The 22,753-nt window shown below is 32.7% G+C and carries 21 protein-coding genes; 6 read left to right on the forward strand and 15 right to left on the reverse strand.

The features are described from left to right. From ABD011_RS06185 to ABD011_RS06215, 7 genes are all read right to left on the reverse strand, one after another. Positions 1–549 (reverse strand): DUF7010 family protein, encoded by a 549-nt coding sequence (locus ABD011_RS06185; RefSeq protein WP_343796655.1) that lies wholly within the window; start codon positions 547–549, stop codon positions 1–3. A 56-nt stretch (positions 550–605) separates the two neighbouring features. Beyond that, positions 606–1,133, reverse strand: a complete 528-nt coding sequence (locus tag ABD011_RS06190) for an OmpA family protein (RefSeq protein WP_335974327.1) — start codon at positions 1,131–1,133, stop codon at positions 606–608. Positions 1,134–1,214: 81 nt separating this feature from the next. After that, the gene (locus ABD011_RS06195; protein ID WP_343796658.1) at positions 1,215–1,553 is read right to left on the reverse strand and encodes a hypothetical protein; all 339 of its coding nucleotides are present in this window, start codon (positions 1,551–1,553) and stop codon (positions 1,215–1,217) included. Between the two features lie 70 nt (positions 1,554–1,623). Then, positions 1,624–1,977 (reverse strand): DoxX family protein, encoded by a 354-nt coding sequence (locus tag ABD011_RS06200; RefSeq protein ID WP_343796660.1) that lies wholly within the window; start codon positions 1,975–1,977, stop codon positions 1,624–1,626. Beyond that, on the reverse strand, positions 1,970–2,956 hold the full coding sequence (locus tag ABD011_RS06205; protein WP_343796662.1) for a peptidase associated/transthyretin-like domain-containing protein: 987 nt from the start codon (positions 2,954–2,956) through the stop codon (positions 1,970–1,972). The genes ABD011_RS06200 and ABD011_RS06205 overlap by 8 nt, the downstream gene beginning before the upstream one ends. 1 nt (position 2,957) lies before the next feature. Beyond that, complete coding sequence (locus tag ABD011_RS06210; protein ID WP_343796664.1) at positions 2,958–4,751, reverse strand: DUF885 domain-containing protein; 1,794 nt, start codon at positions 4,749–4,751, stop codon at positions 2,958–2,960. A gap of 116 nt (positions 4,752–4,867) precedes the next feature. After that, on the reverse strand, positions 4,868–5,215 hold the full coding sequence (locus ABD011_RS06215) for a DUF6249 domain-containing protein (protein ID WP_131505753.1): 348 nt from the start codon (positions 5,213–5,215) through the stop codon (positions 4,868–4,870). A 63-nt stretch (positions 5,216–5,278) separates the two neighbouring features. Here ABD011_RS06215 and ABD011_RS06220 point away from each other — a divergent pair, with 63 nt between their 5' ends. Both ABD011_RS06220 and ABD011_RS06225 read left to right on the forward strand, forming a co-directional pair. Continuing rightward, the gene (locus ABD011_RS06220; protein WP_343796667.1) at positions 5,279–5,944 is read left to right on the forward strand and encodes an RNA polymerase sigma factor; all 666 of its coding nucleotides are present in this window, start codon (positions 5,279–5,281) and stop codon (positions 5,942–5,944) included. Beyond that, entirely contained in the window at positions 5,925–6,341 is a 417-nt protein-coding gene (locus ABD011_RS06225) for a hypothetical protein (protein ID WP_343796669.1), read from the forward strand. Before ABD011_RS06220 ends, ABD011_RS06225 begins: the two co-directional genes overlap by 20 nt. Here the strand turns inward: ABD011_RS06225 and ABD011_RS06230 are convergent. The 6 genes from ABD011_RS06230 to htpG all read right to left on the reverse strand — a co-directional run bounded on the left by ABD011_RS06230 (position 6,338) and on the right by htpG (position 13,301). Then, complete coding sequence (locus ABD011_RS06230; RefSeq protein WP_343796671.1) at positions 6,338–6,814, reverse strand: nucleoside deaminase; 477 nt, start codon at positions 6,812–6,814, stop codon at positions 6,338–6,340. The genes ABD011_RS06225 and ABD011_RS06230 overlap by 4 nt on opposite strands. A 2-nt stretch (positions 6,815–6,816) precedes the next feature. Continuing rightward, the gene (locus tag ABD011_RS06235) at positions 6,817–7,731 is read right to left on the reverse strand and encodes a bestrophin family protein (RefSeq protein ID WP_131505750.1); all 915 of its coding nucleotides are present in this window, start codon (positions 7,729–7,731) and stop codon (positions 6,817–6,819) included. 69 nt (positions 7,732–7,800) lie between these two features. Next, positions 7,801–9,465, reverse strand: coding sequence for a serine hydrolase (locus ABD011_RS06240; protein ID WP_343796673.1), 1,665 nt, complete (start codon positions 9,463–9,465; stop codon positions 7,801–7,803). 69 nt (positions 9,466–9,534) lie between these two features. Beyond that, positions 9,535–10,536, reverse strand: a complete 1,002-nt coding sequence (locus ABD011_RS06245; protein WP_343796675.1) for a transglutaminase domain-containing protein — start codon at positions 10,534–10,536, stop codon at positions 9,535–9,537. Between the two features lie 8 nt (positions 10,537–10,544). Beyond that, a complete protein-coding gene (locus tag ABD011_RS06250; RefSeq protein WP_343796677.1) occupies positions 10,545–11,222 on the reverse strand; it encodes a carboxypeptidase-like regulatory domain-containing protein in 678 nt (225 codons plus the stop codon). Between the two features lie 192 nt (positions 11,223–11,414). After that, the gene (gene htpG, locus ABD011_RS06255) at positions 11,415–13,301 is read right to left on the reverse strand and encodes a molecular chaperone HtpG (RefSeq protein WP_343796679.1); all 1,887 of its coding nucleotides are present in this window, start codon (positions 13,299–13,301) and stop codon (positions 11,415–11,417) included. 179 nt (positions 13,302–13,480) lie between these two features. Here htpG and ABD011_RS06260 point away from each other — a divergent pair, with 179 nt between their 5' ends. After that, a complete protein-coding gene (locus ABD011_RS06260; RefSeq protein WP_129759025.1) occupies positions 13,481–14,491 on the forward strand; it encodes a 3-oxoacyl-ACP synthase III family protein in 1,011 nt (336 codons plus the stop codon). Between the two features lie 670 nt (positions 14,492–15,161). Here ABD011_RS06260 and ABD011_RS06265 read toward each other — a convergent pair. Further along, a complete protein-coding gene (locus tag ABD011_RS06265; RefSeq protein ID WP_343796682.1) occupies positions 15,162–17,543 on the reverse strand; it encodes a TonB-dependent receptor in 2,382 nt (793 codons plus the stop codon). A gap of 105 nt (positions 17,544–17,648) precedes the next feature. Here ABD011_RS06265 and ABD011_RS06270 point away from each other — a divergent pair, with 105 nt between their 5' ends. Further along, entirely contained in the window at positions 17,649–18,011 is a 363-nt protein-coding gene (locus ABD011_RS06270) for a CoA-binding protein (protein ID WP_343796684.1), read from the forward strand. Here the strand turns inward: ABD011_RS06270 and ABD011_RS06275 are convergent. Beyond that, positions 17,982–19,430 carry a sodium:solute symporter gene (locus ABD011_RS06275; protein WP_343796686.1) on the reverse strand — a complete coding sequence of 483 codons (1,449 nt, stop codon included), beginning with the start codon at positions 19,428–19,430 and terminating at the stop codon, positions 17,982–17,984. The two genes, ABD011_RS06270 and ABD011_RS06275, sit on opposite strands and share 30 nt — an antisense overlap. Positions 19,431–19,513: 83 nt before the next feature. On the opposite strand from ABD011_RS06275, the gene ABD011_RS06280 reads away from it, so the two are divergent. Both ABD011_RS06280 and recR read left to right on the forward strand, forming a co-directional pair. Continuing rightward, positions 19,514–22,036, forward strand: coding sequence for a T9SS type A sorting domain-containing protein (locus ABD011_RS06280; protein WP_343796688.1), 2,523 nt, complete (start codon positions 19,514–19,516; stop codon positions 22,034–22,036). Between the two features lie 94 nt (positions 22,037–22,130). Next, positions 22,131–22,748: a recombination mediator RecR gene (gene recR, locus ABD011_RS06285; RefSeq protein ID WP_343796689.1), complete on the forward strand. Its 618-nt coding sequence runs from the start codon at positions 22,131–22,133 to the stop codon at positions 22,746–22,748. Positions 22,749–22,753: the final 5 nt, after the last annotated feature.

Consider the following 22,753-nt stretch of genomic DNA (forward strand, 5'->3'; position numbering starts at 1 on the left):
TCATGCTCTCTTCCTGTTTTTTAAAATTATTAGCGTAATAATATAGATTATTACAATTGCAAAAGGAATAGCAACAAACCTATGTTCTGGTAATAAATACCATAATGCTAAAACTACAACAGTTCTTGTTGTCGAATGAAAAACACCAACCCAATGATTGATAATCCATGAAAAAGGAAGCCACATTAATCCTGTTAAAATACCAACAGTAAGTGGTAAAGAAGTATAATCAATAAGAAAAAAGGGAATAGCAATAGCATAAACTAACACTGCTTGAGCAACAGTAAAAAAGAACAGTTTATCAAACTCATTTTTCTGTTTTTGTTTATCCAGAAAGTTTTCACCTGTAAACTTTGAAATAAATATGCCTAAATATACAATGCTACCTGTTGCAATAAATAATACCCAAACAGTGGTTTGCGCTGATAATGTAAGACCTGAAATTCCAACTAGTAACCAAGCTATCAATCCTGCAAGTGGAGTTGCTATAAACTTACCGTTTTTAAATTCAGTACGTTGCGCTTCAAGTGTTCTTTTGGTTGGTTCCATTTTTTTAGTTTAGTAGGTCGTTTTATTTTTAAAAGCTATCAAGATGAGTTTTATTTTTAATCTGCAATAATTTCAAAATCTACACGTCTATTTTCTTTATTCCCATTTTTTAGTTTTGGACCATTGGGTCTATCAAATTTAGCATCGAGTATTTCTATTCGATTTTTTTCAACTCCATTTTTCATAAAAATTGCTTTTATAAATTCAGCACGTTCGAGCGATAATTTTGGTTTGTTTTCAATCTCAACAGAATCGGAATTTCCAACTATTCGCACTTTAATCATACGATATTTAATCATTGTACTAATAATATGATAAGCTTCTTTTAATTCAGTTGTCGAATTACAGTTTTGCTCAAAGTAGACAGGATTCACAAAACTGTAATCAACTGTTAACCCAATCTTTTCCATTTCTTCTTTTTCTTTCCAGGCGAGATTCCACAGTTTAGAAATTGAGTCAGAAGTTTTAATAAGAGTTTCAGTTGGTATTTTTTCTATAGATTCTAAATCTGCACAATTGTATTTTATTGCTCCGCAAGAAGTAAGTAATAGAAGTGAAATAACAAAATACAAGCCATTTTTCATAATTACGTACTAAGGTTTTGTGTAGTTGTCAGTTTTAGTGGTTTAGGTTATTTTTTAGTCAGTAGATTACATTACAGGTTTCTATTTATTAACTATTTTATCTACTAACCTATTTATCCAAGATGATTTTGGCTTTTCCAATTTTTTTGGCTTTTTACCAAGACGTAAATATTCATATGCTTCGTCCGAAACAAGTTTCTTTAGTTGCGATAATTCCAACTCCATTTCTTCCACCATTTTCGCAGAAAAGCCACCACTCTTTATACATACAAAATTTTGGTCTATTTTATCTATGGTCATAAACTCATCCGAAGAGATTTCTTTATTTAGCCACTTTTCGGTCCGCTCATTATAAAGTTTAGGATTGGTAGGATTTCCATTGTATTTATAATAAATTGAAAGTTTTTTTAAATCAATCATTTTTTGCATTCAATTTTTCTGGTAGATAGTACTAAGTAGTATACTACAACTCTAAAATAGTAATAATCAATTACAAATATGACCAAGCCCAATACATTAATACAAATTGTAAAGGAATACGTAGTATTAAAATCCATTTCGGGATGCCAGCACTTGCTTTTTCACCAGATAACATATAAAAATGTACTAGTAAAAACACTACTAACATTGCTATAATACCATATATAGCACTAGTTTTTAAAACAGGAATACATAAGGCAATACCTAGAGCAATTTCTGCAATACCACTTAAAAGCACCAGTAATTTATGGTTTGGTAAATATCTAGGCATAATACGCATATACATTTTAGGTTTTATAAAATGCATAATGCCTGCAAAAACATAAATTGCAGCCATAAGGTGTAGGTGCCAAGGGTTATTCATCTTTAAATACTTTATAAGTGAGTCCTACACCATAATTGGTAAGGTCTGACTTTAATAAACTAGATTCAATACCACTTCCTTTTTTGAATTGTACCCACTTATTATTATCTAAAAACACACGTTTTATATAGGTGTTGTGTGCTTCAATTTCATCAGTAAATGGGAAAAGTGGTCTAAAATTAGTTGGGATTTTTACAATGCCTCTTGCTGTTTTTATTTCCTTGTATTTTTTATTAGGAAGTAATTTTCCTGTTTTATCAGTGTAACCTAAAACCTGTATAGAAACAAAAAAACCATTTTTAGGAATGAACAAATTGTGTTTGGAAACATCCAGTTCGTATGCATCACCATGTTTTTCTGTAGCTACAAAAACAATGTTGTCATAAGTTAGAACCTCTCCAGGAAAACCATTATTGTTCTTGTAAAACTTTACTTTAAAAAGTGTTGAGAATTCACGTTTGTTGGAATTGGAACGTTTGCGTTTTTTCCAATCTTTAGACTCTAAAGTAATAGGAAAATGAACAGTGCTTATTTGTTTGAGTTGCGAATCGGTATTGTTAAAAAACACAGCAATTTCCGATTCTATTGTTGGTAACCAGCACTTGTAATAATCGTCATCCAAATACGGTTTAAGCGTTTCTTCCTTAAACTTTCTGTTGATGGTTACATTAATGACTACTTCATCCAATTGGTCAATGTATGGTTCTAAATTAATAGTCTCCGAGAGGTTGCTTGCTGCAATTGAAACATCTTTGTAACCTAATGCCGAAATAAACAGCGAGTCAACATCTGGATATAATTTTTTACTAAAAACAAACATACCTTCATCATCGGCAAAAATACCATGTCCATTGCCAAAAGATACGGTTGCATATGCAACAGGTATTTTGCTTTGTGCATCCTTTATTCTGGTTTGCGATACTGCAAAACCAGAATAAAGAATACCTAAATATAGTATGAGTTGCTGTGTTTTAAACACCTTATTTTTTATTGGCTATCCAAGCGTTTATTTTGTCTTCTAACAATGCTAAAGGCATGTTTCCTGATTCTAAAATTTGATTATGAAACTCAGCAATATTAAAAGCATCACCAAGTTCTTTTTCAGCTTTAGCACGTAATTCTTTAATTTTTAACTGACCAATTTTATAAGATAAAGCTTGACCAGGAATAGCCATATAACGCTCAATTTCGGCAGTGATACTTGCTTCAGTTTCAGCTTCATTTTTTAATGAATATTTTATGGCTTGCTCTCTTGTCCATCCTTTGGTATGAATTCCTGTATCAACAACCAGTCTAATGGCTCTGTGCATTTCAGCACTTAACATTCCAAAATATTGATAAGGATTTGTGTATAATCCAAGTTCTTTTCCTAATGATTCAGTATATAAAGCCCAACCTTCTCCATAAGCACTGTAATACAATGTTTTTCTAAAGTCTGGTAATTCTTTGTTTTCTTGCTGTAATGAAATTTGATAATGATGCCCTGGAATAGCTTCGTGTAAAAATAAAGACTCGTCAGAGAAGTTATTATAATTTTCGGCATTTGGCACAGGAACATAAAAAATACCTGGTCGAGTACCATCTAACGATCCTGGGTTGTACTCAGCACTTGCTGATGCTTCCCTGAAAGCTTCAGTGCGTCTTACTTCAAAAGGTGTTCTTGGTTTTACATTAAAGAGTTTATCCAATTGAGGTTGCATAGTCTCATGTATTCTGTTGAAGTGCGCAATAACTTCTTCAGCAGTTTTGTAAGGCATAAGCTCTTTATTGGTTCTTACATAGTCAAAAAATGCAATAATATCACCTTCAAAACCTACTTGTTCCTTTACTTTTTCCATTTCAGAAAGTATACGCTTTACCTCACTAAGACCTAGTTGGTGGATTTCATCAGCAGTCATGTTTGTAGTAGTGTAGCGTTTTATTAAATGCTGATAATACTCATTACCATTAGGTGTAGCAGAAATGCCACTTTCAGTTTTACCAGCCGCTAAGTAATCTGTACTCATGTAAGCGTGAAGTTTTTTATAGGCAGGCACAACTTTGTTTAAAACCATGTCTTTGTAAGCTTCGGTTATTTTAGACTTATCGTCATCAGAAAACGTATCAGGTAAATTCTTTACAGGAGCGTAAAATAAATGCTCATCAAGATTGGTTGTGGTTGAAGCCTCAAGTTGAGGTAATACCTTTTTGATTAAAGATTTTGGCAACACATAACCTGCTTTAACACCTTCTTTCATTTTTTCTTCAGCAGAATTCATCCATTGTAAGTAACCGTCTAAACGACTTAACCAGTTGTTATAATCTTCAACTGTTTTAAATGGTTGCGAAGATGAACCGCTAGCCAACTGACCAATAATTAGGTGTTGTGCCCAAAACTGATTGATAGGCATTAAATCTTCATTAAATTCAAAACGCTCTAAATTGGTGTCACATTCCCAAATTAAAATGGCTTTACTTAATCGCTGACTCTCAGATAAACTATCATTATTAAAAGCACTAACTTGAGATTTGTAATTACTGTAATAGGCTTTTTCATCAGATTCAAACTGATTTGATAAGGTATTTGGTAGCTTATCATTATATCTATTGTCACCAGCTGAGGTTGCATTTAAAGGGTAAAGTTTAAGTCCATCTTCATGATAAAGTTTTAAAACTTTATCAAAAGCTTCATTGTTTACAATATCAACGTCTTTATTGGTTTGGTTACTTTTAGTATCCTCTTTACAGGCAATAAAACTTAGAATTAAACAGCTAAGTGCTAGAATTTTTTTCATTGATTGAATTTTTGAATTAAACCTTAAAGATACATAATCTAATATTCAATCATAAAAAAAACTACTGCTCAATATTGAACAGTAGTTTTAAGTTTTTGGTTGGTAATTTTAATGTTTTATTCTTTGTCTAATTTTTTAGTCATATTAAACCCTGCAAAAAGCCCTAAACCAGCCATTGTAAAAATACAAGCAGGATAAATACCTCCATCATTAATGCTTGTGTAGGTTTCTAAAAGTAAAGCAATAAAAGAACCAAGACCAATGCCCATTAATAATAAGGCTAAGTTTAAAATTAAAACTTTCCAAATTGGTGCTGCTTGTTGTCTTCCTTTTACAAAAATGCTTGCATCTGCTCCTTTTTCAATAAGCGCTAAACGCTCTTTGTTTCTTGTTGAAAAATAAAGATAAAAGATTCCAAAAACGGCCGCAATCATTAACGGCATAATTACAAATTCTGATCCCATAACGGTTTGTTTTTAATTGATTATTTTTAAGTGTTCATAGCTTATGACGATATGAATTGAATTATGGTTACAACTTTTCCAAAATATTTTTCAATTTATACTGTAACCTTTGGTTCGGATTTGTCGTCCAATGCAAAAATGACAACCAACAACGACCAACACATCATCAATCAAATACTTGCTGGAGATACCAAAGCTTTTGCTGTTTTGGTAAATCAGTACAAGGACTTGGTATTTACGTTGGCGTTGCGAATGTTAAAGCATAGGGAAGAGGCCGAAGAGGTTTCTCAAGATACTTTTATAAAAGTATTTAAGTCCTTACATAAATTTAAAGGAGACTCAAAGCTGTCTACTTGGATTTATAGAGTTGCTTACAACAATTGCTTAGATAGGTTGAAAAAGCAAAAAGTACAATATAATATTGTTGCTATTAATGAGTTTACTGAGCATGAGGTAAAAACCATTGATAATGCTTTTGAAAACTTAGTTGAAGCAGAACGAAGGCAAACCATACAAGAGTGTATACAAATGTTGCCAAATGATGATGCGTTTTTATTGACATTGTATTACTTTGAAGAACAATCTATCGAAGATATTTCGAAAGTAGTTGGTTTAACAGTAAATAATGTAAAAGTAAAATTGTTTAGAAGTAGAAAAAAACTAATGACAATTTTAAAACAGAAATTAGAACCCGAATTAATTGAATCTTATGAAAGAGAACGAAAATAAATATGTTGAAGCGTTTACTGACAAGGTTTTAAAAGATACAAAACTAGAGTCGCCTTCATTTGATTTTACAGATGCTGTAATGTCGCAAGTAGAGGCTATTCAGTATTCAAAAGCGACAAGATATAAACCTTTGATTTCAAAACCTGTTTGGGTTGTTATATCTATTGGGTTTCTATCGTTTGTTGCGTATTTGCTCTTTCAAAACAATACTACAACTACTAGCGAATGGTTAACTAATATTGACTTCTCGTTAGTTTTTGACAATGCGCTTACAAAACTGTTTTCTAACTTACAGTTTTCAAATATTTTTGTTTACGCCATGTTACTGTTTGCAATTATGCTATGTGTTCAAATATCTTGGTTGAAAAACTATTTTGATAAACGACTAAGCGTTTAGTATTCGGTTTTATCACCTTTACCAGCCCATTTATTAAAAACGGTAACACCTTCGTCTTGTAGCATTTGCTCAAAAGGAATACTTCTAACTGTTATAGGTTTGTCAATTTCTTCGTATATAAATTGGTCGTCAAAACCTATATTAGCAGCATCTACTTTGTTACAAGCATAATATACTTTTTTAGGTCTAGCCCAATAAATGGCACCTAAACACATAGGACAAGGTTCGCAAGAGGTGTAAACAATACAATCGTCTAATTGAAAACTGCCTAGAGCTTCACAAGCTTTACGAATGGCAACAACTTCGGCATGTGCTGTTGGGTCGTTGGTTGACGTAACACAGTTATGACCTTCGGCAATGATGGTTCCGTCTTTTACAATAACACAACCAAAAGGACCTCCTGCGTTTGAGCTCATGCCTTTATCTGCCATAGCAATGGCACGTTTCATAAAAAGTTTATCTTGTTCTGTCATAGTTACATTATGTATTCGTTATCAACAGCTTGTACAGGTTCTGGTATGTCTTTTTCTCCTAAAGCCTGTAGTAAATTGATTTCTATAGTTCTTGAAATTTGATTTAAAGGAATTCCTGAAGTAATGTCTTCAAAAGGGTTTAGGAGTGAATATCCAATTTTATAAGTAGTTAAGAATACATATCCAATTGATATTCCTAAAACAATTGACCAAGGTCCAATACTTGAAGCCGCAACAAGAGTAGCACAAACTATAAAAATCCAAATGAAAAGTTTTGTGTAATAGTTATAGCTTGTAGGAAATACTGTGTTTGAAATACGTTCAGATTTTCCCATTTCGTCACAAAACTTAGTAAGTGTTTGGTTAAGTTGCATAAATTTAAAACCATCTACCAGACCATTTTTATAAAGAGATTCTAATAGGTTGGTTTGAAGGTTTAAAATAGCATTGGGTACATTACTTTCCAACTCTACTGCTTCAACATCTTTACTGGTAAGATAGTTGCGATATTCCATGTCAGCAGATGAGCGAAGTCCTTTTTTAAGTGCATATACAAATGCAATATGATTATGAACAGCTTGTCGCTTTATTTTGTTTAACTCGTTTCCGTTGATGGATTCGTTAGGGTTTACGTAGCTTAAAATGTTTCTTGTCCAAGTTCTAGAATCGTTTACCAATTCACCCCAAATTTTTCTGGCTTCCCACCATCTATCATAAGCCTGATTGTTTTTAAAACCAATAAAAAATGAAAGTGCTGTACCTAAAATGCTAGGTAAAAGCATAGGTACTTCAATACGATCATGAAATAAAAAATGGTACACTAAATAAGTGGCAACACAAATGATAATATTAAACACAAAGTGCTTCCAAGTACCAGAAATAATTCTAGTAATTCTTACAGTTTTTGAAATAAGCATAAGTAGTTTTTTCTACCGGACGAAGGTCGTGCTTTTTTATAAAATGCCAAAATGAAAGACAACGCTTAATTACTCCACTTTTTTAGCTGGCATATTTGCACCATTTTGATGCAATGTTAAACCTGTAACTACTCCTTTATCATCAACATTAAAACTAATACTAGCAGCAACAACTTTTAGGAAGAAGCGATCTTTAGCTTCAGCAAAAACTTCAAACTTTGGTTGACCTGTTGCCTCTGCAAATAATTGTCCTTCGTTATTGGTTGTTATGGTTATTATAAATTCTGGTTGTAATTCATATTTACCAACGTACGTATTTAGGATGTCTTGTGAAACAGTGATGCTTTCTTTTTCGGCTGGTGGAGCTTTATCAGTTTCATGACCTAAAGTTTCGTTGTTACCATTAATCATAATAACTTGTTTCTTACCATTATCATCTTTGGAAAACTTGTAAGCAGTTGTACCAGATTCAAAAAAGAAATGTGTTTTTGATAACGGGAAAATTTCAAGTTTAACACTGCCTTCTCGTAAACTATAAATCTTTCCGTTTTCAACAGTAATGTGTCTTATGATGTTACCATCAAATTCATAAGCACCAACCCAAGTGTTTAATTCATTTTCAGACAAGGTAATTGCATCAGCTTTTGATGGTATAGGTTTTCCAATGGCAATAGCTGCAATTCTAGTCGCTAAATCGGTTACATTTTTACAGTTGCAGTTGCTTAATGCAGAAACGAAAATATCTTCTTCAGGTAAGTAAATACCCATAGTGGTATATCCAAAAATTCCTCCTCCATGTTGAATGCTTGGAGAACCACTAATAGTGTTTTCACCTAAGCCATAACCATAAGGAATATGCTCGCCATTGTTGAGTGTAGAACCATGAATGGCTGTTTCATAACTATCTTTAGTAATAAATGTATAATTGTTTAGGGCATTTTGCCATTTAAGTAAATCATTGGTTGTAGACATTAATGATCCAGCAGCATAAGGTAATGTCATACTTAGATAATCTGCGTTTTCATAACCATTTTCACCTTCTTGATATCCTAAAGCTCTGTTTTTAATTAACTCTTTTTTACTTCCGTAATAGGAATTTGTCATACCTATTTTTTCAAAAATATTCTTTTCAACAAAGTCTTCGTAAGTCATTCCTGAAACAACTTCGATGATGTATCCTAAAAGAATATATCCTGAATTGTTATAGCTGTATTGCTCTCCAGGATTAAAATCCATAGGCTCATCCTTAAAAACATCTATAAGTTCTTTAGGACTCATGTCTTTAGCTGCAAATTGCCTAAAACTAGGAATGTTTGTATAACTTTTAATGCCACTAGTATGGTTTAATAAATTATGAATGGTTATTGTTTTGCCTTTAGTTGGGTAATCAGGTATGTATTTAGTAATGTTGTCATTAACCTTTAGTTTACCTTGCTCTTGTAGCATTAAAATAGCAATTGCTGTAAACTGTTTGGTAATTGAACCAATTTCAAAAACATGATTTGGCGTCATTGGCACATCTAATTCAAGACTTGCCTTACCAAAAGCTTTTTGATAAATGACTTTACCATTTTTGGTGACTAAAATTGAAACTCCAGGTTCATCAGTTTTGTATGCCTCAGATGCTAAGACATCAATTTTAGGTTCAATATTCTCTTGAGAAAATAAATGTGGTACAGGAAGCAACATGCTAACTAAAAAACATATTGCTAAGGCGAAACGTTGTGAAATCATTGGTCGGTTTTTTAAAGTGATAATTTACAGTTTATTATAAGACGACCAAATAGTTTTTTAGTTACAGTTTTACTTAATAACCTTTACTGTGTATGTTGCAACAATATCATTATTAACTTTTATATGCACATCATGATAACCTTTGTGTTTAAAGGTATTGTTGAATGAAATGCTAGTATTGGTTTTTTGTAAGTCTTCGATTTTAAATGAGTGTTCCTTTGAGCCAACAAATTGCACAAGCTCTACTCGGTTTTGAGGATTGGATACTAATGTCTTAAAACTAAAATGTAATGCTTCGTCTTTTTTAGTGGTCACATTAAGTGTTTTTGGATACGTAGGAATAATTTTGTGCTCAAACGTTTCACCATACACGATAGCTTGAGGTGTAAATTTGGTATTTGCTAACGAATCATTTAAAAACCATTTTTTATCCAACGGAAAATGATTTTTGGCAAAAAGAATAGGGTCTGTTAAAAAATAGCCATCATTATAATCTTTAATAAAACTCGTGTTTAAAGTAAATCCGCTAGACCAAGTGGCATCGCACAAGTACCATTTATTATTTAGTTTTACGGCATTCCAAGAATGGTTAGCAAAGTCTAAAGCTTCAACATTGGCAGAAACTGATCTTCCGTAACCATCAACAATCACGCATTCAATGTCAGCTAAAAAGCAAAGTTCTTTTACTAAATAAGCATAACCTGTACACATGGTTTTTTTGCGTTTAAGTAGTTTTTTAAAGGCTTTAACCTTAAACTCATTATTCCATTTTAAATAAGCTACAGAGTCATGTGCTAGCTTTCTTTTATGTTTAAAAACCTTATTGTCTTGACCAGGATCTGCTGTAATATTTTGGCATACCCAAAGGTAAATAGCCCTAAATTTTTCAACATCAGTTTTAAGATTAGCGGTAAGCTTATGCGCAAGTACAGGAAGGTTGTCAAGATCTTCTCCTTCATTTAATTTCACAATATTATCTGCACGTGTAAAATCGACAGTGTTAAAATCCGATACTTGCGCTACTGAAAAGCTTACAATACTAAAGGTTATTATAACGAGTGTTTTTCTCATGTTGTAGTTTAATTCCTTTTAGACTTGTAAACTTCTTTTGTTGCTACTTTTCCCATAATGATACAAGTGTCACCTTCCATCATAACTTGTAATGCTACACTAGAAGCAGAATTTTTATCATTAATAACCAATTTTTGAGATTTCATTCCTAAATAGCTAAAAACCAAAATATCTCCTTTTTTTAGTTTCTGCGGAAAAGTGAAGTTGCCATCAAAGTCGCTAGAAGTTCCAACTGTGGTACCTTGCAACACAATGTTTACTCCAGGAAGTGGCAACTCGCCATCAGTAACTGTGCCTTCAACGGTTATATTACTTTCTTGAGATTCTTGAAGCACTTTTGAATTGTTTTTATCTGAACTGTCAGACGTTTTTGATGTGTTTTGTGCTTGAGCAGTTCCAAATGAGAATAATGACAAACATGCTAAACCAAAAGCGCTTATAAAGCTTAATTTTTTTCGTTTTGGAGTAGGTGAGTAGGTTTTTAACTGATTGTTGTTAAATCTGCCACATACATTTTGAGTTTCTTTTGCCTTAAAAAATGCAATAATTTCATTTGAAGTCATTTTAGTGAAATCAACAACCTCTTTTTCGCATGAACCACAAAAACCACCTTTTGCAGTTGGCGTAAATTTTTGAAAGTTTTCTTGACAAGGTGATTTAATACTTAAGTTGAATGGGTTTTTCATAATACAAAGTGTTAATGTTATACCTGTCAAACCTAGCAAAGACTAAGATGTTGTAAAATGAGGAATTGGTAAAAGATATGTTTTAGTGAGGGAACATCACTTTTTGTTTAGGATGAAAAAAAACCACTTCGTGTTAGGAAGTGGTTTTTTTAGTATAAGAACTACTGAATGAACTTCAGCTTGATAAATTGTTTACTTTATCATGTCGTAGCTACGCTTAATAAAGTTTGTAAGTTCTTCACCTTTAAGTAACCCTTGACTTAAACGTGCTAAATCTAAACTTTGGTTTATTAAACGCTCTTGTTTTTTCTTGGTTTTGGTGTTTAAAATTTCACCAACTAATTCATGATTTGTGTTTACAACCAAGTTGTACATGTCTGGCATGTTGCCCATACCAAACATACCGCCACCACCAGTTTGTTGCATCTCCTTCATACGACGCATAAATTCTGGTTGTGTAATCATAAATGGAGCAGCATCGCTATCCATAGGTTCTAATTGCACTGTGAATTTTTCAGCAGGAATTACTTCTTTAAGAAGTTCGTCTAGCGTTTTCTTTTCATCATCACTTAATTTTGAAATCTTGTTGTCATCTTTCTTAATTAAGTTGTCTACATGATCAGCATCAACACGTGCAAACGAAATATTCTCTTTTGTCGTTTCTAATTTTTGCATTAAGTGAGAAACAATAGGAGAATCTAAAAATAACACTTCGTAACCTTTTGCTTTTGCAGCTTCAATGTAGCTGTGTTGTGCATCTTTGTTTGATGCATAAAGAATAACAAGTTTGTCGTCTTTATCAGTTTGTTTTGCTTTTATAGCATTGTAAAGTTCGTCATACGTGTAGTGTTTACCATCTACGGTTGGGTACAATGCAAAGGCATCAGCTTTTTCAAAGAATTTTTCTTCAGAAAGCATTCCGTATTCAATCACAATTTTAATGTCGTCCCATTTTGCTTCAAAATCTTCACGGTTGTTATTGAATAACGATTTTAATTTATCAGCTACCTTACGTGTAATGTAAGATGAAATTTTCTTTACAGCACCATCGGCTTGTAAGTAACTACGAGAAACGTTTAACGGAATATCAGGAGAATCAATAACACCACGAAGCATGGTTAAGAATTCTGGAACAATACCTTCTACGTTATCTGTTACAAACACTTGGTTTTGATACAGTTGAATTTTATCTTTTTGGATGTTGAGGTCGTTAGTCATTTTTGGGAAATATAAAATCCCAGTTAAATTAAACGGATAGTCAACATTTAAATGAATGTGAAATAAAGGTTCCTCAAATTGCATTGGGTACAACTCACGGTAGAAGCTCTTGTAATCATTGTCTTCTAAATCTGTTGGTTGCTTTGTCCAAGCAGGATTTGGATTGTTTATAATATTGTCAACCTCTTTTGTTGGTGCAGGATCATCTTCTTTTGCATCTTCAGGTTTTGGTAAGGTCTCTGTTTTTGTTCCAAATTTAATTGGCACAGGCATAAACTTGTTATACTTTGTAAGTAATTCGCTTATGCGGTTGTCTTCTAAAAACTCGGTAGAATCTTCAGCAATATGAAGAATAATTTCAGTACCTCTTTCGGTTTTATCGTGAGCTTCTAGTGTAAATTCTGGTGAACCATCGCAAGTCCAATGTGCAGCTGGTTCATCTTTGTAAGATTTTGTAATGATTTCTACTTTTTCAGCAACCATAAATGCTGAATAAAACCCAAGACCAAAATGTCCTATAATTCCTGAATCTTTTGCAGAATCTTTGTACTTGTCAAGAAATTCTTCGGCACCAGAAAAAGCAACTTGGTTGATATATTTTTCAACTTCGTCAGCAGTCATACCTAATCCTTGGTCAATAATGTGAAGTTTTTTACCGTCTTTATCAACTTTTACTTCAATTTGCGGATTGCCGTATTCAACGCTAGCTTCACCAATACTGGTTAAGTGCTTTAGCTTTAAAGTTGCATCAGTTGCATTACTAATTAACTCACGTAAAAAGATTTCGTGGTCACTGTATAAGAATTTTTTAATGAGCGGGAAGATGTTTTCTACCGATACATTAATGTTTCCTTTTGCCATAATATATGTGTTTTATTGTATTTGTAATTATGTTCATTCCAAAGACAAAAAAAATACCAAGCACGAAAAAGTGACAAAGTGACACTATATGAAAATGCTATGCGCGCATAACGATAGAATGCCTTTTTTAAAGGGGTTTTATTGGGAAATATTTAAATTGCAGAGCTAATTTTTATGATATGTATAATTCAAAAATAATAGGTTTAGGCTATTATGTGCCTGATAATGTGGTTACCAATGATGATTTAACCAAGTTAATGGATACCAGTGATGAATGGATTCAAGAGCGAACTGGAATTAAAGAGCGTCGTTGGGTAAAACCAGGAAGTGGTGATACCACATCTGCAATGGGTGTAAAAGCAGCTAAAGTTGCTATAGAACGCGCAGGAATTGATAAAGATGACATTGATTTTATCATTTTTGCAACTTTAAGTCCAGATTATTACTTTCCTGGACCAGGAGTTACCGTTCAAAAAGAATTAGACATAAAAACAGTTGGCGCATTAGATGTACGTAATCAATGTTCTGGTTTTGTTTATGGGTTATCGGTTGCTGATAATTTCATAAAAACAGGAATGTATAAAAACGTGCTTGTTATTGGTAGTGAATTACATTCTCACGGATTAGATAAAACTACTCGAGGAAGAGGTGTTTCGGTAATTTTTGGAGATGGAGCAGGAGCAGCAGTTTTAACACGTGAAGAAGATAATAGTAAAGGTATTTTATCAACGCACTTGCATTCTCAAGGAGAACATGCCGAAGAGTTAAGCTTGATAGCTCCAGGAATGGGAAAACGCTGGGTAAATGATATTATAGCAGATAATAATCCTGATGATGAGAGCTACTATCCTTACATGAACGGACAGTTTGTATTTAAAAATGCCGTAGTTCGTTTTAGTGAAGTAATTATGGAAGGCTTAATGAAAAACAAGTTGCAGGTAAATGACATTGATATGTTAATTCCGCATCAAGCCAACTTACGTATTGCGCAGTTTATTCAAAAGAAGTTTCAATTGGAAGACGACCAGGTTTTTAATAATATTCAAAAATACGGAAACACAACAGCAGCTTCTATTCCTATTGCTTTAACTGAAGCTTGGGAACAAGGAAAAATAAAAGAAGGCGATACTGTGGTTCTTGCTGCCTTTGGAAGTGGATTTACTTGGGGAAGCGCTATTATAAAGTGGTAAAGGCTCAATAAAAAAGTAAAAGTTATAACCATAAAAAAACCCGAAACTTTAAAACGTTTCGGGTTTTTTCGCTATTAACCAACTTACTAACACTAAACTATAAAACAGTGATATTTTAATTGATTAACTTTAAAACTTATCACTACATCTTAGACGTAGAAAATTAAAATTTATTTCATTCGTTAACACTTTTAACTATCAATTAACAAAAATTAAAAAACCCAAAGCAATAACCTTGGGTTTTAAGTTTAACACTTACTACTATTTTTTGAATTTTGATTGATGAAGGCTAATTCAAATTAATCTAAATTCTTTAAGAAAGTAGCTAGTTATATAATAGACGAGTTAATTGCGTATGTATTACAGTTTTTAATAAATTTTTAAAGAAAAAAAGCCCAAAGTTTTCACTTTGAGCTTTTGTGTATAATGTGTTGTTTTCAAGCTTTTTATAATTTATGAAGGCTAATTCAAATTAACTTAAACTTGTCGATTACATTATGACTGCAAAAAAATGACTTTTTGGTGATTTATCCTTCATAAATAATGAAGAATAACATTTTATTAACTTTATAAAAAGTAAAAACCCGAAACAAAAATGTTCCGGGTTTTCTTATTCAATAACCAAGCATTAACACTAACCATCAACTATTACGCTGGCTATCAAATATTTTTACATGAAACCACCACTTCCTTGGGTTTCATTATCATCTCTTTGTTTTCTGCTTAACGCTCTGTATTTTCCACCACCAAATCGGTAAGATAATCCTATGCGCCATTGGTTACTTTCCCAGTTAAATTCGCCTTCAGTAGGAAAAGGTCTTGTACCATCAAAAGCAAATTTCATTGAGTTGAAAATATCACTGTAGCTAAAACTAAAAGTTGCCTTGTCCTCAAGGAACGTGTAGCGTAAACCTGTGTTAACTAATGTCATTGGTTTTCTTGTGTTTTGAAGCCCTTTTTCTTGCCCTCTATACATTCCGAAAAGAGATAAATTCAAACTTTTAGTAACTTTAAAGTTGTTATTCATTCTAAAGTTAAAAGTAGAGTTGTCTACATCAACGTTTTCTTGTTCTACAACACCTCTTACAGTTCTGTAATAAAACTCAGCACTTGCATTTAAACTCCACCATTTTGTTGGTCTGTAGTTTGTAGAGGCTTCAACACCATAAGCTGAATTGTTGTCAAAGTTATCGTAAGTTAATATTACGCTTTCTCCTGTTGGATCTTCTGGATCTATATAAACAGCTCTGTTAATTTCATCTTCAATATTTCTGTAAAATGTACCAGCAGTTATGCTACCACCTTTTATGATTTTAGTGTAGTTGATTTCAAATGAATTGGTGAACTGTTGTCTTAATTCAGGATTACCAATTGAAGTTACTCGAGGTGTACTCCATTCTCTAATTGGGTTGATTTGTCCTAAACCAGGACGATCAACACGTCTACTATAACTAAATTGTAATGTGTTTTTTTCTGAAAGATTATAGGTCGCAAATACCGATGGGTAAATACTGAATTGCTCATCAGTAAATTTGGCATTGTCTTGAGTGTCTTGAGCAAAGTTAGCTTCAACTTCATACTGCTCTAAACGCGCTCCAACTTGGTAAGACCATTTTTCGAACGTTTTACCATAAGTGGTGTAAAACGAATATATGCTTCTATTGTATTCATAATTAGAATCGAATAAATTAGCATTTGTAGTATCGTAAATATTATCAGAGTTATTAGATCTGTATTCTGCACCAATTTCTAGTTTAGCCTTTTCAGATAAAGGATTAACATAGTCTAAATTTATAACAGTATTGTCTCTTTTGTTATCAACAACATCAATATAACCAGTGTTGTCATTAAACGCGAAGTTAGCAAACTCATCACTGTCAAACGTACTATAGTCAGCTTCTAAACTTATATTATGACCTTCTTTTTTGAAGTCGTGTTTATAAGCTCCATTGTAGGTTGAAGTGTTATTTTCATTTGAGTTATTGAACACCTGACGGAAATCAGGAAAATCATTATTTAAATATAACACATCAGTAGTTCCATTACCTTTTCCATCATATATGTTTTGATTGGTGTAAAATGAAAGTGTATTGCGATCGTTAATATAGTAATCTACTCCAATTTTATAAAGGTGTGATTTGTTGTTGTTACCAAAATCGAACAATTGCTCAGTATTGTTGTCAAATCGCTCTATCATTCCGTAGTTAGTACTTTTCCCAATATTGTTACCGTAGTTTCCGTAAAAGTTAAGCTTTCCATTTCTGTAGTTCATATCAATTGAACTGTTGAAGTTAGGACTGATTTCTTTAGCGAAACCTATGTTTACATTACCATTAAAACCAATGTTTGTGTTTTTATGAAGAATGATGTTGATAATACCACTCATTCCTTCAGGATTGTATTTAGCTGATGGGTTTGTAATTAACTCAACACTTTTAATTGATGTAGAAGGAATTTGTTTTAATAATTGAGCTGCAGGTACATTGGTTGGTTTACCGTCTACAAGTACACGTACATTTTCATTACCACGCAAACTAATGTTTCCGTTTTGGCTGTCAACACTTACTGCAGGAAGATTGTTCATGATTTCTGAAGCAGTCGCTCCAGTGGTAGTAAGGTCTTTACCAATGGTAATGACTTTTCTGTCAACTTTTTGTTGAATTGAAGATACTTCTGCTACAACAGTTACTTCGTCAAGGCTTGCAATATCTTCTTCAAGCATAATATTACCAAGGTCAATTCTGTAACTGCCTTTATTGACAATTATTTCTTTGGTTACTGTTTTGTAACCAATGTATTGAGCGCTTAAAAAACTTTTACCTTCAGGTATGTTTTTAATTTCAAAATTACCTTGATCATCAGTAATCCCACCGGTAATAGTTGTACCAGCAGCATTTTTAATAATAATGTTTACGTAAGGTAAGGGTTGGTTGAGGTTTACGTCTAATACTTTTCCGGTCACGGTTCCATCTTTTTCAGTGTTAGCTAATGTAGCATTTGCACTTAGAGATAGGGTAAAAGCAAATAGACAAAGCAATAATAACTTTTTCATTTTTTGATTGATTGATTAGTTTTGTTTTTTTACGATTGTATTTGATAGACGCCTTTATGAATTTTGTGTTACTCTTTTTAACACTACTTAACAACATTTTAACATATGAGCAAAAAAACCTTAGTATTTGGAGCCTCTATTAAGCCTAATAGATATTCAAACTATGCTGTAGAACGATTAGTGAATAATAAACATGAAGTAGTAGCTTATGGAAGCAAAAGCGGGACGATTTCAGGAGTTGAAATTGATACTGAATTATTACCTTATAAAGATTTAAATACTGTTACACTTTATCTTAACCCAACGGTTCAAAAAGAATATTATGATTATATTATTGGGCTTAAACCTGAGCGAGTTATTTTTAACCCAGGAACAGAAAACGATGAGTTTTATAAATTATTAGATAAAAACAATATTCCTCATGAAGCGTCTTGTACTTTAGTGCTTTTGTCTACGAATCAATATTAATCCTAAATAGGTTAGTAACCCATTTATAATAAGGATTTCAAAGCCAATTTGATAACCGTTGAATAAAGTTTCGGAATAGGCGTTTAAAAGATAAGATACAATAGGAGCAATTATAGCAATAATCCATACATATTTGTCTTTTATTTGAGATTTGGTTAGAATACCAAAAGCAAACAACCCAAGTAATGGTCCATAAGTGTAACCAGCAGCTTTAAATAATTCCCAGATAACAGAAACATCTTTAAAAATTAAATCAAAAAGTATAATTACAAGTACTAAAACTATACTTGTGAAAATATGTACTGTTTTTCTAATTTTCTTTTGTTGTTCTTTTGGCTTTTTGTCTAGCTCAATAATATCAATGCAAAACGAAGTCGTTAGTGAAGTAAGCGCTGAGTCTGCACTAGAGTAAGCAGCAGCGATTAAACCAAGAATAAAAAATGCTGAAGTTATGACTCCTATTTCAGGTAGCATAGCTATGGTTGGAAAAAGGTCGTCTTTGTTTGCAGTAATACCATTTTGTTGTGCATATTGGGTAAGTAAAAGACCTAGTACTAAAAAGAGAATGTTTACAAAAATTAAAACCACACTAAAGCTTACCATGTTTTTTTGAGCTTCTTTTAGGTTTTTACAGGTTAGGTTTTTTTGCATCATATCTTGGTCAAGTCCAGTCATGGTAATAGTTATGAACATACCTGCCAAAAAGCTTTTAACGAAATATTGAGCATCATTTGCATCTTCAAAAAAGAATACTTTACTCATTGAACTTTCCTTTACATTGCTATAAATATCAGAAACATTATTTAAGTCTAGTGCAGATGCTAAAAACACAATAGTAACAATTACTGAAACCAACATAAAAAGTGTTTGAAGCGTATCAGTAAATATGATGGTTTTAATTCCGCCTTTAAAAGTATAGAGCCAAATAAGCGCAATAGTGATGATAACCGTTATAAAAAAAGGAATTTCAAACTGATTAAAAATTAGTAGTTGTAGCACTTTTGCCACTAAAAATAAACGAAATGCAGCACCAACAGTTCTTGAAATTAAAAAAGCAACAGAACCAGTTTTATAACTCGTGTTTCCAAATCTATCTCTTAAATAGGTGTAAATTGAAGTTAGGTTTAGCCTGTAGTAAATAGGTAGTAGTACATAGGCAATTACTAGGTAGCCAAACAAATACCCAAAAACAACTTGTAAATATCCAAACTGCTTACTCTCTACAGCTCCAGGAACCGAAATAAAAGTAACTCCCGAAAGCGAAGCTCCAATCATTCCAAAAGCAACAAGGTACCAAGGAGCAGATTTATTGGCTTTAAAGAACGCTTCGTTAGAATCTTCTTTACTTGTGAAGTAAGAAATTAAAATTAATACGACAAAGTAACCAATGATAAGTAGCGCTATTGAACTAGGAGACATAAAAATGAAATATTAACAATACTATTGTTTTTAAAATACTATTTTTGAAAAATTTAATAAAACACAATATTAACTAAATTAAAATGAAAAAAATTTACATTTCTTTAGTTTTCTCATTATTCATGATGACATCTTGGTCTCAAGAATATAAAAGAATGATGGATGCAGGTACCTACACTGTAGAAGAAATCATAGCTGAGGCTGAAGCTTATTTTGCAATTGAAGGAACTGGACAAGGCAAAGGTTACAAACCTTACAAAAGATGGGAATACCAAGCCTTGAGAAATATGGATGAAAACGGAATGCTTAAAACGCCTGAGTTTTATTTTGAAGAACTTGAAAACTACAATAATTATATTAATCAAAATTCAGGATTAGCAAGAACTACTGTTGGTACTTGGGAGCAATTAGGACCAACAAATTGGAACCAAACAAGTGGATGGAATCCAGGAGTAGGAAGAGTAACATCTATTGCTGTAGATGCTTCAAACTCTAGTCATATTATTGCAGGAGCAAACTCTGGAGGTGTATGGAAAACTCTTGATGGAGGCGCTACTTGGGAGGTATTAACAGACAATATGTCGAATTTATATGTATATGCATTAGCAATAGATCCTAATGATTCATCAACATATTATTGGGGAACCACAAGCGGAAATATATTTAAGTCTACTGATGCAGGAGCTACATGGAATTTCTGGTCTGATACTGGAAATGGAAGTGTAAATAAAATCATTATTGATCCTGCAAATTCTAACAAAATGTATTGCAGTGTGCAAAGTGGAGGTATTTTTAAATCTTCAAATGCTGGAGCTAACTGGACATTAATAAACGAGTCTGCAACAAATGGTTATGATGTTGAGTTTAAACCAGGAGATTCTAATACCATTTATGCTTCAGGGCAAGGTGTATTTGTGTCAACAGATGGAGGAACTAACTTTTCTGAAATTACAGGTGTATTTTCAAATGGACCTAAGATGATAGGTGTTTCAGCTAATAGTCCTTCAACAGTATATGTTATTGAAGCCAGTGGAAGTGCATTCGGAAGCTTGTACAAATCGACAGATAGTGCTGTTACTTTTAGTGAGTTAGACCACGATGGTAAAAATTATTTTGGATATAGCTCTGACCCTGAAGATCCAAGCGATGTTGGTGCTGGTCAAGCACCTAGAGATATGGATATAACAGTTAATCCAGCAGATGTAAATGAAGTGCATATTGCTGGTATTAATACGTGGCGATCTTTAGATGGAGGTGTTTCATTCAATATTTCTTCTCAATGGGTTCCACAGAATGCTGCAGCACAGGGGATTGGGTATTGTCATGCTGATGTAGATATTTTGGAGTTTGTAGGTGATAAGTTATATGCAGGAACTGATGGAGGTATTTATGTTGCTAATAACCCTTCTTCAGCATTAACAGCAAATTTTTATACTGATTTATCTGCTGGAATGAGTATCAAGCAGTTTTATAAGTTTGGTATTACGCAGTCTGATCCTGTAATTATTAGTGGAGGGTCTCAAGATAATGGAACATCAGCGTATTTGGCTAATGGAGATTGGATTGATTGGTTAGGCGCAGATGGAATGGAGTCGTTTGTTGATAAGAATAATAGCAATATAATGTATGGTACTTCTCAATATGGTACTACATACAAAACTATTAATGGAGGATCAAACATATCTAATTTAGTTAAGCCTGACGGAAAAGGAGGTCAAAACTTTTACAATTGGGTTGTGCCTTTTGAGCAAGATCCACTTGTTCAAAATACTATTTATATTGCTTTTGACGAGGTTTATATGTCTACTAATGGAGGTACAAGTTGGACTTCAGTGTCGCAAAATTTTGGTGCCAACATAGACAATTTAAAAGTAGCGCCTTCAAATAGTAGCTACATGTACTTGTCAATAAATGGAAACTTATATAAAAATACTTTTGTAGGTATTGTTAATAGTTGGTCGCAGCTCTCTGGGTTTTCGGGTTCTGTAAATTCGATAGCAATTCATCCAACAGATCCAAATAAAGTAGCAATAGCTACAACATCTACTCAAAAAGTATATGTGTCTTCAAATGGAGGAATAACTTGGACACCTTATGGATTTGATTTACCTAACTTTAGCGCTCAGGCTTTAACCTGGCATGACAATGGTGAGGATGGTTTATACTTAGGGATGAACTATGGTGTATATTATATTGATAATACTACAGGAAATAGCTGGCAGCCATTTAGCAATAACTTACCTAATGTAATTATTAGCGAGCTTGAAATAAATACAGTTGAAAACAAAATTTATGCAGCTACTTACGGTAGAGGTGTGTGGAGATCTAATTTGTATGATGCTAGCTTAAGTGTTAGTGAGTTTGATTTACAATCGTTAAATATGTACCCTAACCCAGCAAAAACTCAAATTAATCTAAGTTGGGATAAAGGAGATGACGTGTCAATAAGAATCTATAACTCTATTGGTAAATTAATGTACTATGCTAAGGATGAAAATCTTTTAGATACTTACACAATAGATGTTGCTCAATACGCTTCTGGTCTTTATTTTGTTAAAGTAAACACCTTAAATGGAGTGGTAACTAAAAAGCTTATTATAGAATAAAGCTTTATAAAACATTATAAAAACCCAATACTGTAAAAAGAGTATTGGGTTTTTTGTAAGTAATAAACTCATAAATTGTAGTACCTTTGCTTGTATGGAATTTTCTTCAAAATTATTAGAAAAAGCTGTTGATGAAATGTCTCAATTACCAGGTGTTGGTAAGCGTACTGCGTTACGTTTAGTACTGCATTTATTGGGACAGCCAAAAGAAAATACATTACAGTTAGCCGAAGCATTAAGCACTATGCGTAATGATATTAAGTTTTGTAAAAACTGTAATAATATTAGCGATACCGATTTGTGCGAAATTTGCTCAAACCCTAATAGAGTAGAAGATGTTATTTGTGTAGTTGAAGATATTAGGGATGTAATGGCAATTGAAAACACAAGTTCTTTTAAAGGATTGTATCATGTGCTTGGAGGCAAAATTTCTCCTATGGATGGTGTTGGTCCTAACGATTTAAACATTGAACCATTGGTTCAAAAAGCTAGAGAAGGAAAAATCAAAGAGCTTATTTTTGCCTTAGGTTCAACTATGGAAGGCGATACCACTAATTTCTATATTTATAAGCAAATACAGGAGTTTAATATCACTACATCTACTATTGCTAGAGGTATTTCGGTAGGTAATGAGTTAGAATATACTGACGAAATCACCTTAGGTAGAAGTATCATTAACAGAATTCCTTTTGAAACCTCTTTAAAATCGTAAAGTTA

Source organism: Gaetbulibacter jejuensis, from assembly GCF_039524015.1.
GTDB classification, from domain to species: Bacteria; Bacteroidota; Bacteroidia; order Flavobacteriales; family Flavobacteriaceae; genus Gaetbulibacter_B; species Gaetbulibacter_B jejuensis.